At 72.5% G+C, this 15,608-nt stretch carries 13 protein-coding genes; 1 reads left to right on the top strand and 12 read right to left on the bottom strand.

The features are described 5' to 3' along the window. Positions 1 to 62 precede the first annotated feature (62 nt). Positions 63 to 755 carry a DNA polymerase beta superfamily protein gene (locus ACIBJC_RS22455; RefSeq protein ID WP_399295093.1) on the top strand — a complete coding sequence of 231 codons (693 nt, stop codon included), beginning with the start codon at positions 63 to 65 and terminating at the stop codon, positions 753 to 755. 15 nt (positions 756 to 770) lie between these two features. Here ACIBJC_RS22455 and ACIBJC_RS22460 read toward each other — a convergent pair whose 3' ends face one another. From ACIBJC_RS22460 to ACIBJC_RS22515, 12 genes are all read right to left on the bottom strand, one after another. Then, positions 771 to 1,604 (bottom strand): DNA polymerase beta superfamily protein, encoded by an 834-nt coding sequence (locus ACIBJC_RS22460; protein WP_399295191.1) that lies wholly within the window; start codon positions 1,602 to 1,604, stop codon positions 771 to 773. An 18-nt stretch (positions 1,605 to 1,622) separates the two neighbouring features. Further along, positions 1,623 to 2,645 (bottom strand): ADP-ribosylglycohydrolase family protein, encoded by a 1,023-nt coding sequence (locus ACIBJC_RS22465; RefSeq protein WP_399295095.1) that lies wholly within the window; start codon positions 2,643 to 2,645, stop codon positions 1,623 to 1,625. Next, positions 2,642 to 3,415, bottom strand: coding sequence for an NUDIX hydrolase (locus tag ACIBJC_RS22470; RefSeq protein ID WP_399295097.1), 774 nt, complete (start codon positions 3,413 to 3,415; stop codon positions 2,642 to 2,644). Before ACIBJC_RS22470 ends, ACIBJC_RS22465 begins: the two co-directional genes overlap by 4 nt. A 251-nt stretch (positions 3,416 to 3,666) precedes the next feature. Then, on the bottom strand, positions 3,667 to 4,875 hold the full coding sequence (locus tag ACIBJC_RS22475) for a pseudouridine synthase (protein WP_399295099.1): 1,209 nt from the start codon (positions 4,873 to 4,875) through the stop codon (positions 3,667 to 3,669). After that, positions 4,875 to 5,519, bottom strand: coding sequence for an SMC-Scp complex subunit ScpB (gene scpB / locus ACIBJC_RS22480; RefSeq protein ID WP_399295102.1), 645 nt, complete (start codon positions 5,517 to 5,519; stop codon positions 4,875 to 4,877). Before scpB ends, ACIBJC_RS22475 begins: the two co-directional genes overlap by 1 nt. Then, entirely contained in the window at positions 5,516 to 6,580 is a 1,065-nt protein-coding gene (locus ACIBJC_RS22485; protein WP_399295104.1) for a segregation and condensation protein A, read from the bottom strand. Before ACIBJC_RS22485 ends, scpB begins: the two co-directional genes overlap by 4 nt. Before the next feature lie 57 nt (positions 6,581 to 6,637). Beyond that, positions 6,638 to 7,258 carry a hypothetical protein gene (locus tag ACIBJC_RS22490; protein ID WP_399295106.1) on the bottom strand — a complete coding sequence of 207 codons (621 nt, stop codon included), beginning with the start codon at positions 7,256 to 7,258 and terminating at the stop codon, positions 6,638 to 6,640. Continuing rightward, a complete protein-coding gene (locus ACIBJC_RS22495) occupies positions 7,243 to 8,364 on the bottom strand; it encodes a ParA family protein (RefSeq protein ID WP_329824638.1) in 1,122 nt (373 codons plus the stop codon). The genes ACIBJC_RS22490 and ACIBJC_RS22495 overlap by 16 nt, the downstream gene beginning before the upstream one ends. A gap of 383 nt (positions 8,365 to 8,747) precedes the next feature. Then, positions 8,748 to 9,863, bottom strand: a complete 1,116-nt coding sequence (gene ald, locus ACIBJC_RS22500) for an alanine dehydrogenase (protein WP_399295108.1) — start codon at positions 9,861 to 9,863, stop codon at positions 8,748 to 8,750. A 155-nt stretch (positions 9,864 to 10,018) separates the two neighbouring features. Beyond that, complete coding sequence (locus tag ACIBJC_RS22505; RefSeq protein WP_399295193.1) at positions 10,019 to 12,178, bottom strand: tetratricopeptide repeat protein; 2,160 nt, start codon at positions 12,176 to 12,178, stop codon at positions 10,019 to 10,021. An 848-nt stretch (positions 12,179 to 13,026) separates the two neighbouring features. Next, a complete protein-coding gene (locus ACIBJC_RS22510; RefSeq protein ID WP_399295110.1) occupies positions 13,027 to 13,653 on the bottom strand; it encodes an NUDIX domain-containing protein in 627 nt (208 codons plus the stop codon). 100 nt (positions 13,654 to 13,753) lie between these two features. After that, complete coding sequence (locus ACIBJC_RS22515) at positions 13,754 to 15,448, bottom strand: CTP synthase (RefSeq protein ID WP_399295112.1); 1,695 nt, start codon at positions 15,446 to 15,448, stop codon at positions 13,754 to 13,756. Positions 15,449 to 15,608 lie beyond the last annotated feature (160 nt).

The following is a 15,608-nucleotide window of genomic DNA, read 5'->3' on the forward strand; positions in this document are numbered from 1 at the left end:
ACGACCTGGTGCACGATAGCCAGCGGGCTCCCGACGCCCCGCGACTCCGTACGCTCGCGCGCATGACCTCGCCCTCGCCGGAGTCCCTCGTCCGTGACCACACCGTCTACGCGTGTGTCATGGGCTCGCGCGCCTTCGGGCTGGCGACGGAGGGCAGCGACACGGACCGGCGCGGGGTCTTCCTCGCCCCGACGCCGCTGTACTGGGGGTTCGAGAAGCCGCCGACCCATGTCGAGGGGCCCGCGCCCGAGCAGTTCTCCTGGGAGCTGGAACGCTTCTGCTCCCTCGCCCTGAGCACCAACCCGAACGTGCTGGAGTGCCTGCACTCCCCGCTCGTCGAGCACCTCGACGCCACGGGGCGTGAACTGCTGGCGCTGCGCGACGCGTTCCTCTCCCGGCAGGCGCACCAGACCTTCATCCGGTACGCGGACGGGCAGCGCAGGAAGCTGGAGACGGACGTGCGGCGCCACGGGGCGCCGCGCTGGAAGCACGCCATGCATCTGCTCCGGCTGCTCGCCTCCTGCCGGGATCTGCTCCGTACCGGGGAACTGGTCATCGATGTCGGTACGGAGCGTGAGCCGCTGCTCGCGGTCAAGCGCGGCGAGGTGCCCTGGCCGGAGGTGGAGCGCCGGATGACCGGACTGGCCGCCGAGGCGGACGCGGCGCTCGCGCGATCCCCGCTACCGGCCGATCCCGACCGCGCCCGGGTGGAGGACTTCCTGATCCGTACGCGCCGCGCCTCGGCCCGCGGGTAGGGCCGTGCCCGCGGATCAGCCCGCCAGCCGGACGCGGACCACGAAGTCGTGCAGCGCCTCGTGCCCGGCGCCGACGGCGGCGCCGGGCAGGGCGGTGGCCGACCGCGCCTCGTCCAGCACCGTGCGCAGCGCCTCCACGTCCCGCTCCAGCCGGTCCCGGCCGGGTCCGGTGGCCGGTCCGTGCTCGGCCTCGGCCTTGGCGGCGATCAGCTCGGGCAGATAGCCCGGCGCCGCCACCTCCTGGAGCAGGGTGGGCAGATGCGCGAGGATCCCGCCGCCGCGCATCAGGTGCACGCCGGTGAGCAGCGCGCGGAAGGTGTAGAGCAGGGGCTTGAGTTCGCCGGTCCGCTCGAACAGCCGCCACTGGGTCCGCGCGAACCCGGCGTAGTGGTGGGCGTGGTGGCTGGTCAGTACGGCGGGCGCGAGCGCGATCAGCTCCCGGTGCGCCTCGGACGTCCTGACCACCAGCGGGGAGAGGAGCTGCTCCAGCACATAGCCGTTGCGGCGCAGCATCAGCCGGACGAACTTGCGCAGGTCGTGCGTGACGAGGTCCGTCTCCACGCCGTCCCGGTCGCCCATCCGCGACCGGGTCTCCTCCGGTTCGCGGAGTCCGATCAGCGCGGCGACCGGCAGCAGGTGGGCGCCTCGGAGGTCCACGTCCGAGTCGCGGGAAGGGAAGCCGTACAGATGAGCCCCGGAGACGGTGGCGAACAGCAGCGGGTCGCTCTCCGCGGCGAGGACCGGGCCGAGGTCGGTGACCGGCAGCCCGGCGGCGCGCAGGCGGTCGGTGCGGCTCCGCTCCTCGGCGTGGCCCGGCCCCGCCGGGTGGTCCCGCTCGTCCGCGCTCATCTCTTCGGTACGCATGGATCAAGAGTCCCAGAGGGCTCCCAGGGACATGAGGTCGCTGCGGTACTCGATCCGCTCGGCCCACTCCTTGGGCCAGGCGCCCGCGCCCAGGTAGGCGCCGGCGAAGGCGCCCGCGAGCGTGGCGATGGAGTCGGAGTCGCCGCGCGTGCAGGCGGCCCGGCGCAGCGCCGTGACGGGGTCGGACGGGAAGAGCAGGAAGCAGAGCAGCCCGGTGGCCAGGGCCTCCTCGGCGATCCAGCCGTCCCCGGTGGCCAGGCAGGGGTCGGTCTCCGGGGAGGGGGAACGCAGAGCCTGCTGGAGGCGTTCGAGGGCTTCCAGGCACTCGTCCCAGCCGCGGGCGATGAACTCCTCGGGGGTGGCGTCGTCGGCGTACGTCCACAGGTCGCCGAGCCAGCGCTGGCGGTAGTGCTCGCGGTTCTCGTACGCGTACGAGCGGAGCTGGCCCATCAGCGCCTCGGGTTCGCCGCCGTGCGAGAGCAGGTAGACGGCGCGGGCCGTGAGGTCGGAGGCGGCCAGCGCCGTGGGGTGCCCGTGGGTGAGCGCGGCCTGCAACTGGGCCGCGCCCGCCCGCTGTTCGTCACTCAGCCCGGGTACCAGACCGATCGGGGCGACGCGCATGTTGGCCCCGCAGCCCTTGGAGTGGATCTGGCTGGCGCGCTGCCAGGGCCGCTCGCTGTCGAGCAGCATGCAGGCTTTCATGCAGGTGGCGCCGGGGGCGCGGTTGTTGTCCGGGGAGTGGTACCAGTCCACGAACTCGTCGCGTACGGGCCGCTCCAGACGGATCGGTCCGAGGACGCCGCGGTCCATCGCGGTCCTGATGCCGCGGGCGAACGCGAGCGTCATCTGGGTGTCGTCGGTGACGACGGCGGGCTTCGGCAGGGACATCTCGCGCCACGGGCCGCACTTGGCCAGGATCGAGGGAACGTCGCTGAACTCGGTGGGGAAACCGAGGGCGTCGCCGAGCGCCAGCCCGATGAGGGTGCCGGTCGCGGCCTGTTTGGTGAGGGTCCTCGCGATGATCATGCCGTCCGTCCTTCCGGTCGCAGCAGAGGTGGGTGCAGCGTGGTGGCGGCGCCCGCACGGTAGAGCGCGGCGGGTTTCCCGCGGCCACCCGTCCGGCGCGGCGGCCCCTCCAGCGCCTGGACGAACCCTGGCGTGGTGAGGACCTTGCGCCGGAAATTGGGGCGGTCGAGTGCCACGCCCCAGACGGTCTCGTAGACCTGCCGCAGCTCGCCCAGGGTGAACTCGGGCGGGCAGAAGGCCGTGGCGAGACAGGTGTATTCGAGCTTGGCGCCGATGCGGTCGTAGGCGTCGGCGAGGATGTGGTCGTGGTCGAAGGCCAGCGAGCCGCGGTCGCCGAACTCGGTCCAGCGGGCGCGGGCGGCGTCCCCGCCGCCGCGTGGCTCGGGCAGGTCCGGTACGAGCGCGGCGTACGCGACGGAGACGACCCGCATCCGGGGGTCGCGGTCCGGGGCGCTGTAGGTGCGGAGCTGTTCGAGGTGGAGCGCGCCCGCGGTCTCCTCGGACAGGCCCGTCTCCTCGGCGAGTTCGCGGCGGGCGGCCTGCCCGGCGGACTCCTTCGGCTGGACGAAGCCGCCGGGCAGCGCCCAGTCGCCCCGGTAGGGGGCCTCGCCGCGCTCGACGAGCAGGACGTGCAGCCGGCTCTCGCGGACGGTGAAGACGGCGAGGTCGACCGTGACGGCGAAGGGCTCGAAGGCGGACGGGTCGTACGGGACGGCGTCGTACGGGGGCGTGGCCTCGGCCGTGGCGGCGCGCCGCTCGGGTGTGCTCATCGTCGCCCCCGCCGGGCCGACGGACCTGGTCCACCCCCGTGGGACCAGGTCCGCCGGCGGTCACCGGTGGAAGGCAGCACTGGACTCACGCCCGCCTCCTTAATGGTCATGTTGACTATAAAGCGGGACGGGCCATCGCGACAAGAGAGAAGCCCGCGGCCGTGGGGGCCGCGGGCTTCTCTTCCGTTCTCTTCCGTACCACCGGTGTCAGAGGCACCGGTGGTCACAGGTGCGGGGCCATCTCGGTTTCCCTAGAGGCCGACTTCCTTCATCAGCATGCCGACCTCGGTGTTGGTGAGGCGGCGCAGCCAGCCGGACTTCTGGTCGCCCAGCGGGATCGGTCCGAAGGACGTACGGACGAGGCGCTCGACCGGGAATCCGGCCTCGGCGAGCATCCGGCGGACGATGTGCTTGCGGCCCTCGTGGAGGGTGACCTCGACCAGGTAGTTCTTGCCGGTGTTCTCGACGACCCGGAAGTGGTCGGCCTTCGCGTAGCCGTCCTCCAACTGGATGCCGTCCTTGAGCCGCTTGCCCAGATCGCGCGGCAGCGGGCCCTGGATCGCGGCGAGGTAGATCTTCTTGACGCCGTACTTGGGGTGCGTCAGCCGGTGGGCCAGCTCGCCGTGGTTGGTGAGCAGGATGATGCCCTCGGTCTCCGTGTCGAGCCGGCCGACGTGGAAGAGCCGGGTCTCGCGGTTGGTGACGTAGTCGCCGAGGTTCTGCCGCCCGTCGGGGTCGCCCATCGTGGAGACGACACCGGCCGGCTTGTTCAGCGCGAAGAAGAGGTGCGACTGGGTGGCGACGGTCAGCCCGTCGACCTTGATCTCGTCCCGGTCCGGGTCGACGCGCATGCCCTGTTCGAGCACGATCTCGCCGTTGACCTCGACGCGCGACTGCTCGATCAGCTCCTCGCAGGCCCGGCGCGAACCCATGCCCGCGCGGGCGAGGACCTTCTGCAGCCGCTCGCCCTCCTGCTCGGCGCCCGGGTTGGTCCTGGGCGTCACGACGGAGGGCTTGCCGGCGTACCGGTCGCGGTTGCGCTGCTCGATCTTGGCGTCCAGCTCGCGGGGGCGCGCGGGAGCGCCGCGCCGGGGGCCGCCCTTGCCGCCCCGTGCGCCGCTCTGCGCGGGCTTGGGGCCGCCCTTGGCGCCGCCCCTGGCCGCCGCGCCGCGGGCACCGCCGCCCTGGCGCGGCCCGTCGGCGGAGCCGCCGGAACCACCGGCACCGCCGGAACGGCGGGCGCCGCCCGGGGCGCCGGACGCGCCGGAACCGCCGCTGGGACCCGAGCGGCCGACGTCGTAACGGCGCTCCTCGGGACGCGGACGGGACGGCCGCTTCGGCTTGTCGTCGCGCCCGCCGGCACCCCGGTCGTCCCGGCGCTCCCGGTCGTCCCGGCTACCGCCGCTCCCGCCTCCGCCGTTCCGGTTGGAGCCGCCGCTGTTCCTGCCGTTGCTTCGCATCAAAAGTCCGTCTTGTCGTCTGCGTGGGTTTCCGGGGCGTCAGGCGCGTCCGGATCGAACGACGGGACGCCTTCCTGGCTCTCGGCCTCGATCGCGTCCGCCTCGGGGAGGAAGGGCGCGAGTTCCGGTAGCTCGTCCAGGCCGCGCAGGCCCATCCGCTCCAAAAAGTAGTTCGTCGTCCTGTACAGGATCGCACCTGTTTCGGGTTCCGCGCCCGCCTCCTCCACCAGCCCGCGCTGGAGGAGGGTGCGCATGACGCCGTCACAGTTCACTCCGCGTACGGCGGAGACCCGGGAACGGCTCACCGGCCGGCGGTACGCGACGACCGCCAGGGTCTCCAGCGCGGCCTGGGTCAGCCGGGCGTGCTGGCCGTCGAGTACGAAGCCCTCGACGGCCGCGGCGTACTCGGGCCGCGTGTAGAAGCGCCAGCCGCCGGCGACCAGCCGCAGCTCGAAACCGCGGCCCTGGACGGTGTACTCGTCGGCCAGGGCTCGCAGCGCGTCCGCGACGGCGCCCCGGGGGCGGTCGAGGACCTTGGCGAGGTGTTCCTCGGTGGCGGGCTCGTCCACGACCATCAGGACCGCCTCCAGGGCGGGCTTGAGGTCCAGGTCCCGGGTCGTCTCCCCCGGCTGCCGCTCGCTCATACCGTCTCCTCGCTCTCGTCCTCGGCACCCGCGGCCGCCGCGCCGTCGCCGGGCGGCCGGTCGAACTCGGTGCTCTCCAGGGGCACCGCCGGCTCCGTACCGCCGTCCCCGCCCGTCCAGCGGACCAGGAGCGGCCCCAGCGCCTCGTCCTGGTCCAGGGAGACGGCGCGCTCCCGGTACAGCTCCAGGAGGGCCAGGAAGCGCGCCACGACCGTGAGGGTGGACCCGGCGTCCTCGGCCAGCTCCTGGAAGCTCATCCCGCCGCGCTCGCGCAGCAGGGCGACGACGATCCCGGCCTGTTCCCGTACGGAGACCAGCGGCGCGTGGATGTGCTCCACGTACACCTGCGGCCTGGGCTTCGGCTGCATCGCCTTCACGGCGAGCCGGGCGAACCCCTCGGCCCCGACGCTGATGACCACCTCGGGCAGCAACTCGGCGTGGTGCGGTTCCAGGCCGACGGTACGGGGGTAGCGGCGGGCCTCGGTCTCCAGGCGCCCGCCGAAGATCTCCGCGACCCGCTTGTACGCGCGGTACTGGAGCAGCCGCGCGAAGAGCAGGTCCCGCGCTTCGAGGAGCGCGAGGTCCGCCTCGTCCTCGATCTCGGCGGCGGGCAGCAGCCGGGCGGCCTTCAGGTCGAGCAGGGTCGCCGCGACCACCAGGAACTCGGTGGTCTGGTCGAGGTCCCCCTCGGGTCCCATGGCCCGCAGGTGCGCCATGAACTCGTCGGTGACCTGGGAGAGCGCGACCTCGGTCACGTCCATCCGGTGCTTCGAGATGAGCTGGAGCAGCAGGTCGAAGGGCCCCTCGAAGTTGGCGAGCCGCACGGTGAACCGCCGGTCGTCCCCACCGGCCGCCCCGGTCTCGTCCGCCGTCCCGGTCTCCTCCGCGGCCTCCGACTCGTCCGCGGCCCCGGACTCGGCCACCGCCCCGGCCACCGGCTGCGGATCCGGTACGGGCACCGCCTCGGCCCCCGGCTCCGGATCGGGTACGGGCGCCGACGTGCCGGGGCCGCGGCCGAGCGGGCGGCGCGGCGGACGGGCGGGGTCGGGCGGCGGAGGCATCGCGGTCCTGGGTGCGGCGGGGGCGGCGGGCGGTGGGGCGGCCCGCGCAGGCTACCGTCAGCGTCCGCGCAGCCGCCGTACGAGGATGCTCGCGTCGCCGCGCGATTCGAGGTCGGCGAGGACGACCGCGACCGCCTCGCGGACGATCCGCCCGCGGTCCACGGCGAGTCCGTGCTCACCGCGGAGCACCAGCCGGGCGTGTTCGAGGTCCATCAGTTCCTCGGCCGAGACATAGACCGTGATCTTCTCGTCGTGCCGTTCCCGCCCGCTGGGGCGGCGGTTGGCGCCGCGCCGCTGCCGGCGCTGCTGCCCGCCCTGCGGCCCCTGCGCGCCCGTTCCCGGCCCCGTACCGCCGCCGGGTCCGGTCCCCGCGGGCCCGCCCTCCTGCGGCCTGCGGGCCTGCACGGCGGTCGCCGCCTGCTCCGCGTCGGCGGTGCGGCTGCGGGCCGGCTGTGCCGGGGCGGGGTCCGTGTCCGGCGCGGAGTGCTCCTCCGCAGTCCCGGAGCCGGCCGGGCCCGTCCGATCGCCGGCCGGATCGCTCTCCCCGGCCGGCGCCGGCACCCGCGGTTCGCCGTTCGCGCCCCGCCGTTGCGCCGCGGGGGACGACGACGTCAGCGCCATGCCCCCGGTCGTACGGAACAGTTCGTCGGCGCCGGGCAGACTCACTCGGCGTGACACCGGGCGAGCACCTCCCTGGCGAGCTGGCGATAGGCGGCGGCGCCGACGGAGTTCGAGGCGTACGTGGTGATGGGCTCACCGGCGACGGTGGTCTCCGGGAAGCGCACGGTCCGCCCGATCACGGTGTGGTAGACGTGATCGTCGAACGCCTCCACGACACGGGCCAGGACCTCCCGGCTGTGCACCGTGCGGGAGTCGTACATGGTGGCGAGGATGCCGTCGAGCTCCAACTCCGGGTTGAGCCGCTCCTGGACCTTCTCGATGGTCTCGGTGAGCAGCGCGACCCCGCGCAGCGCGAAGAACTCGCACTCCAGCGGCACGATCACCTTGTGGGCGGCCGTCAGCGCGTTCACGGTCAGCAGACCGAGCGAGGGCTGGCAGTCGATCACGATGTAGTCGTAGTCGAGCAGCAGGGGCTTCAGGGCGCGCTGGAGTGTGGACTCGCGCGCGACCTCGCTCACGAGCTGCACCTCGGCGGCCGAGAGGTCGATGTTGCTCGGCAGCAGGTCCATGTTGGGCACGGCGGTCTTCAGCAGTACCTCGTCCGCCGCCATGCCCCGCTCCATGAGCAGGTTGTAGACGGTGAGGTCCAGCTCCATCGGGTTCACGCCGAGGCCGACCGACAGGGCTCCCTGCGGGTCGAAGTCGACGAGCAGCACACGTCGGCCGTACTCCGCGAGCGCGGCACCCAGGTTGATGGTCGACGTGGTCTTGCCGACGCCGCCCTTCTGGTTGCACATCGCGATGATCTTCGCGGGGCCGTGGTCGGTGAGCGGACCGGGGATCGGGAAGTACGGCAGCGGACGCCCGGTCGGGCCGATGCGCTCGCGGCGCTGGCGGGCAGCGTCGGGGGCGAGGGTGGCCGCGTACTCGGGGTCCGGCTCGTATTCGGCGTCAGGGTCGTAGAAGTGCCCCTCGGGCGCTTCGTCGAAGTCGGCGAACGAAGTGGACTCTCGGCCACCCTCGTTGCCGGCCATGGCGTTCACGTGTTGGCCGTCCATCATCTGGTGGGCTGTCGTCATGTGCTGGTGGGTGGCGAAGGTGCGGACAGCTACGGAGCCGACAGCCTCGAACCCGGACGACGGGCTCTGGCCCCTCACCGGCATTCCTGGTTGACCACCCCCGGGAGTAAATGTCGACTCATTCACAAGTCGTCTTACCTCCTTGGACGGGACCAGGAAACTTATCGATAGGTCAGCGTGGCACCATGCCGACGGTTGGCGACTCTATGGCGTGTCACCACTCCGCAGCAACACAATCCGCCGGACCGGACCCGATGTGTCGGCAACCGAACACCCCTCTGTCAAGGGCACACAGCCCTCTCACCAAGGCAGGTCGGCGAGGATTTGCCGTCATACGAAACGGTTGAAATTGTTACGTTCGAGGCGAGTTGACCGGCGCTCGCACAGGGTTCGACCGACACGTACGGCCGGACCTCGCCGCGCAAGGTCCGGCCGTCGGCACGATGTTGACGACGCGGGTTGACGCGTCAGGCGAGAAGCGTGCTCAGTTCGGCGTGATCCAGCCCGTGCGCCTCGGCCACCTCGCGGTAAACGACCTGGCCGTCATGGGTGTTGAGCCCCTTGGCGAGGGCCGGGTCACGGCGCAGCGCACCGGCCCAGCCACGGTTCGCCAGCTCCACGATGTAGGGCAGCGTGGCGTTGGTCAGGGCGTACGTGGAGGTGTGCGGTACGGCGCCCGGCATGTTGGCCACGCAGTAGAAGACCGAGTCGTGCACCCGGAAGGTCGGCTCGGCGTGCGTCGTGGGGCGTGAATCCTCGAAGCAGCCACCCTGATCAATCGCAATGTCGACAAGTACACTTCCGGGCTTCATCCGGGCGACGAGCGCGTTGGTGACGAGCTTCGGCGCCTTCGCGCCGGGGATCAGCACGGCCCCGATCACGAGGTCCGCCTCGGTGACCGCCTTCTCCAGTTCGAACGTGTTGGAGACGATGGTCTGGACCTTGGTGCCGAAGATCCGGTCGGCCTCGCGCAGCTTGTTGATGTCCCGGTCGAGCAGGGTCACGTGGAAGCCCATGCCGACGGCGATCTGGGTGGCGTTCCAGCCGGAGACCCCGCCGCCGATGACCACCGCGCGGCCCGCGGCCGTACCGGGCACGCCGCCCGGCAGCACACCGCGCCCGCCGGCCGAGCTCATCAGGTGGTACGCGCCGACCTGGGGTGCCAGCCGTCCCGCGACCTCCGACATCGGGGCGAGCAGCGGCAGCGCGCGGTTCGCGGTCTCGACGGTCTCGTACGCGATGGCGGTGGTGCCGGACGCCAGCAGGGCGTCGGTGCAGGCGCGGGACGCGGCCAGGTGCAGGTAGGTGAAGAGCGTCTGGTCCTTGCGGAGCCGGTGGTACTCCTCGGCGACCGGCTCCTTGACCTTCAGCAGCAGGTCGGCGGTGACCCAGACCGCGTCGGCGGTGGGCAGGATCCGCGCGCCGGCGGCGGTGTACTCGTCGTCGGTGATCGAGGAGCCGGCGCCGGCGTCCCGCTCGATGACGACCTGGTGTCCGTGGCGCACCAGCTCGTGCACGCCGGCGGGGGTGATGGCCACCCGGAACTCGTTGTTCTTGACCTCGCGGGGGATACCGACCAACACGACAGATCACGGTCCTTGGCTCGGGGGATTCCGCGGGGTTTCCGGGCGCAATCCCATACATACCCGGGCACAGGTGGCACACGGGAAGGCACCGCTGACGTATGCGGCAGAGCCAGTCTAATGAAGGATTTCCTGCTGTCTAGCCTTACAAAGCATCAGTCCTTGGCCGAAGCGCTGCGGATTTCGTAGGCGTTTCCTTCCGTTTCCAGGAGAAGGCGATCCGCGGCGGCGCGGTGCAGCCGGGCCGCCGCCGGATCTCCGAGCCGGTCCAGGGTGTCCGCCACCCGGAGCTGGAGCGCGGCCTGGAGCCGCAGATCCCCGGCGAGCCGGGCCCACTCGACCGCCTCCTGGCAGGTACGGAGCGACTCCTGCGGCCGGCCCGCGTACTCCTGGACCCGGGCCGCCTCGCTGAGCGCCCGCGCCTGACCGGGCAGATCGCCCAGCCTGCGGTGGATCGCGACGGCGGCGCGCCAGTGGCGCAGCGCCTCGCCGTAGCGGCCCGCGTACGTGTGGACGGTGCCGAGGCGGCCGTACAACCGCGCCTCGTCGGCCCGCTCGCCCCGGCTCAGCCGCTGGGAGAGGGCCCGCCCGTACCAGTCGGCGGCCCGCTGCCAGTCCCGCAGGTCCTGGTGGGCACCGCCCAGGGATTCCATGGCGCGCCCGGTCGCGTAGAGGTCGTTCGCGGCGCGTCCGGCGTCCAGTGCGGCACGGTAGCGGGCGAGCGCGTCGTGCGTACGGCCGGTCCTGGCGTCGAGATCGCCGATGTTCAGCAGGGCAGCGGCCTGCTCGCGGTACAGCTCGTGCCGCTCCGCGATGTCGAGGACGAGCTGGTGGAGCCCGTACAGCTCGGGCGCGGCGGCCTCCGTCCCCCGGTGCGCGGCCAGCGCGCGGACCAGCGCGGCGACCAGCCGGCGGGCCAGGGTGTCCAGCTCGCCGTCCGCGACCGCGAGGCGCGCGGACGCCAGCAGCGCGGGCTGCCGGGAGTACAGCCAGTCGGACGCTTCCGCGGCGTTCGGGAAGCGCAGCGCGCGGGGCAGCCCGGCGAGCCGCTTGCGGGCCGGGGAGCCCTCGGGGTCGGTGACGGCGCGGCAGGACTGGAGCAGCCGTACGGTCCGCTCCAGCATCCGGGCGCGGGCGAGCTGCACCTCGGCGGGGCGGTCCTCGGCCAGCAGGGGGCGCAGCAGTGGGACGAGGCAGCCCGGGAGGACGTACTGGTCGAGGGACCGGTCGAAGGACGCCCGCTCGGGCGCGGGCGGGTACGGCCGCGCGGCCTGCCGGACCGTCCGGTCGTCGGTGGTGCGCAGCAAGCCCCGGGCGGCGAAGTCGTCCAGCAGGACGACGGCGTCCGCCATGGAGCAGCCGGCCAGCGCCGAGGCGGTGTGCGCGTCGGTGATCCCGGCGGGGGCGAGGGCGAGCAGCCGCAGCATCCGGGCGGCGGGCTGCGGCAGGCTCTCGTACACGAGCCGGAAGGCGCGGGCGAGCGGACGGTTCCCGACAGGGCACTCGAGGTCCGGCGGCAGGGCGCGCAGCCGCTTGGCGACATCGGCGACCGACGCCATGGGGCGCGCCGCGAGCCAGCCGCCCGCCAGGACGAGAGCGGCGGGCTGACCGCCGCACTCCTCGGTCAGGGACTCGGCGGCCTGCGGGTCCACCGTGATCCGTACGGCACCGGTGAACCGGGTGAGCAGTTCGATGGCGGCCTTGGTGTCCATCCCGCCGAGGGTGCACGGGCGTACGTCGGGGATCCCGGTCAGCGGCCCCTGCGCGACGGCGACGACCAGGCACTCCGGGTTGTCCGGCACGAGCGGGTCGACCTGCTCGGCGTCGACGGCGTCGTCGAGGAGCAGCAGCACCCGGCGCACCGCCAGCGCCTCGCGCACCATCTCGGAGAGTTCGTCCTCCCCCGCGCCGGGCGGCGTGGCCACGCCGAACGCGCCGAGGATCTCGCGGGCGGTCCGCTCGGTGGGCACGGGCTCGCCGTCGGACCCGGTGAGGCGGGTCCGTACGATCCCGTCGGGATAGCCGTCCCGCAACTGCCGGGCCAGCTCCCGCGCGAGCGAGGTCCGCCCGGAACCGGGCCGCCCGGCGATCAGCAGCACCCGCGCGCGGGGCTCCTTCCGGCCGGAGATCGTGTTGAGCCCGGCGCGCTCGATGTCCCCGTGCAGCGCCTTGAGTTCCCGCAGCCGCCCGAAGAACTCCCCGTCGGCCACCGCGTGTTGCCCCTCCTGCGGGCCTTCGACACCGCGCCGGAGCCCGAGTTCGGGTTCGGGAGCGGGTCCGAGTGCCGGGGTGGGAGCGGACTTCTCGTGCGGCAGGACGGGGGCGGGTTCCGGCTCAGGATCGGGCTCGACCACGGGCTCAGGCTCGGGCTCGACCACGGCTTCGGGTGCCGCTTCGGGGGCCGCTTCGACCACGGCTTCGACCACGGCTTCGGGCTCGGGTTCCGCTTCGGTCGCGGGCTCGGGCGGGGCCGCGGCTTCCACGACCGGTTCGGGCTCCGCGGTCTCCGGCCCGTCCCCGGGGTGCTCCCGCGCCGGCTCGGCGGGACCGGCCGGCGGTGTGGCGGTCGGCGGTGTGGCGGTCCACGGTGTGGCGGCCGGGAGTTTGGCGGCCGGGGGTGCCTGCTCCGGCTCCGGGGCGGCCTCGGGCCGTCCGGGCTCCGGTTCCGGCTCCTCGGGTCCCGTCCCGGGCGGCTCGGGGCGGGCCTCCTGCGGCGGCGCGGCCTTCCGCCGCGCGCGGGCGGGCCGGGTGGCCGGGCGCGGCTCGGGGCCGCCACTCTCCGTACCGCTCACGACATCGGTCACATCCTCGGGACCCTCCGGGATGGTCACCCGGGCCGTACCTTTCTTCTTCGCGGCCGATGTGGCACGGCCTCGGCGCTTGGCCGGCGGTGCGTCGGAATCCGCCGCCGGCCCGGCGGCGGCCGGCCCCGGCTCCGGGGGCTTCTTGGCCCGCGCACGGCCGGGGCCACTCACGTCCACCGCCTGATCCGTCACGGGCCACGCTCCGTCCGCCTGCGCACGATCCGAGCCCGGCGGGTCTCCGCACGGACGGTTCGAGCGTAGTTCACTCTCTGCGACGGAACCGGTGGAGCGCGGCCGGTGCATCCCCCAATCGGATCAGCATTTCTTCAGATCAAAAGACCCTAGGGGGATGAGTGGGATCAGGACTCGAACGGCCGGGCCGGCCACGGCGCCTCCGCCGGCCGCAGCGCCGCGAGGCCCTCCCCCGCCAGCGCCGCCGTGAGCGCGAGGACGCCCACCGCGAGGCAGTTGTTGTGCAGCTCGCCGGCGAGCACGCCCCGTACCAGCTCCGCCAGCTCCACCCGGGCCAGCTCCATGTCGGCCTCCTCCTCGGAGACCTGGAAGCGCTCGCCCTGCGCCTCCGACAGCTCCCGGGCGAGGAAGATCCGTACCGCCTCGTCGCAGCCGCCCGGCGTCGTGTAGACGTCCGTCAGCACCCGCCAGTCCTCGGCCTTGACGTGCGCTTCCTCGTACAGCTCGCGCTGGGCCGCGTGCAGCGGGTTCTCGCCCGGTACGTCGAGCAGTCCGGCCGGGACCTCCCAGAGCTTCCGGCGTACGGGGTGACGGTACTGGCGCAGGACCAGGACCCGGCCCGCGTCGTCCAGGGCGACGATCGCGACGGATCCGGGGTGGACCTGGTAGTCGCGCTTCACGACCGTGCCGTCGGGCATGACCACATCATCCGTGCGGACACTGGTCTTGTTGCCGCGGAAGGGCGTCGTGGTCGCGGTGACCCGCCATTCCTCAGGGGTGTCCTCGATGGTCATGGCAGCGTCCTCCCACGGTGGTACACAAGCGGAAACCGAGGCACGGGCCCGTGTGAACGTGCCCGTACCCCGGCTCCCACCGTATCGCCTGTGACGTGCCTTACGACCGTGCGGCCACCGGCTCGCCCGCCTCCTGACGGAGCCCTTCACGACGCTCGACCGCGGCCTTCACCAGCCCCGCGAAGAGCGGGTGCGGACGCGTCGGCCGGGACCGCAGCTCCGGGTGGGCCTGGGTGGCGACCAGGTAGGGGTGCGTGGAGCGCGGGTACTCGACGTACTCGACGAGCTTGTTGTCGGGGGACGTGCCGGAGAAGACCAGACCGGCCTTCTTCTCCAGCTCCGCGCGGTAGGAGTTGTTCACCTCGTAGCGGTGACGGTGACGCTCCTCCACGTACGGCTGGTCCTCGTACACCTCGCGGACGATCGAGCCCTCCGCGAGCTTGGCCGGGTAGAGACCGAGCCGCATCGTGCCGCCCAGGTCCCCCGCGCCCTCCACGTACGCGAGCTGCTCCTCCATTGTGGAGATCACCGGGTGCGCCGTGCCGGCGTCGAACTCGGTGGAGTTGGCCTCGGTGATCCCGGCGAGGTTGCGCGCCGCGTCGATGACGATGCACTGGAGGCCGAGGCAGATGCCGAGCAGCGGCACCTTGTGCTCGCGGGCGTACTGGATCGCGCCGACCTTGCCGGTCACGCCACGCTCGCCGAAGCCGCCGGGGATCAGGATGCCGTCCACGTCACCGAGGTGCTTCGCGGCGCCGGCCGGGGTCTTGCAGTCGTCCGACGTGACCCACTTCACGGTGACGCGCGCCCGGTTGGCGAAGCCGCCCGCGCGGATGGCCTCCGTCACGGAGAGGTACGCGTCCGGCAGATCGATGTACTTGCCGACCATCGCGATGGTGACCTCGTGATCGGGGTTGTGGACCCGGTCCAGCAGATCGTCCCAGACCGTCCAGTCCACGTCGCGGAAGGGCAGGTCCAGCTTGCGTACGACATAGGCGTCCAGGCCCTCGGTGTGCAGCACCTTGGGGATGTCGTAGATCGACTTGGCGTCCACGCAGGCCACCACGGCCGCCTCGTCCACGTCGCACATCAGCGAGATCTTGCGCTTGATGGAGAGCGGCACGTCGCGGTCGGCGCGCAGCACGATCGCGTCCGGCTGGATACCGATGTTCCGCAGGGCGGCGACCGAGTGCTGGGTCGGCTTGGTCTTCAGCTCGCCGGACGGGCCGATGTACGGCAGGAGCGAGATGTGCACGACGAAGACGTTGTCGCGGCCCACCTCGTGGCGGACCTGGCGGACGGTCTCCAGGAACGGCAGCGACTCGATGTCGCCGACCGTGCCGCCGACCTCCGTGATGACGACGTCGACCTCGCCGGCCGCCATCCGCCGGATGCGGTGCTTGATCTCGTTGGTGATGTGCGGGATGACCTGGACCGTGTCGCCCAGGTACTCGCCGCGCCGCTCCTTGGCGATGACCTGCGAGTAGACCTGGCCGGTGGTGACGTTGGCCGAGCCGTCGAGGTCCACGTCGAGGAAGCGCTCGTAGTGGCCGATGTCCAGGTCGGTCTCGGCGCCGTCGTTCGTGACGAACACCTCACCGTGCTGGAAGGGGTTCATCGTGCCGGGGTCGACGTTCAGGTACGGGTCGAGCTTCTGCATCGTGACCCGCAGACCGCGCGCCTTGAGCAGCGCGCCCAGGCTGGAGGCGGTCAGGCCCTTGCCGAGGGAGGAAGCGACACCCCCGGTGACGAAGATGTGCTTGGTCGTCGAGGATGTCGAGGATCGTGTCGGCATGGCCAAGAGGGGGCTCCCGTGGTCGCGGTTCGATGTGCGTGCCGGTGTCCCTGGCCGAGAGGCGAAGGGACTGCCGTCGCTGCGGTTTCGGGGTCTCTGTGCTGTGCAGGGAGTCCACCGGTCCACGGGCTACCAGGGTAACAGCGACGACGGGAGGCCG

The sequence above is a fragment of the Streptomyces sp. NPDC050509 genome (assembly GCF_044457965.1).
Classification (GTDB): Bacteria; Actinomycetota; Actinomycetes; order Streptomycetales; family Streptomycetaceae; genus Streptomyces.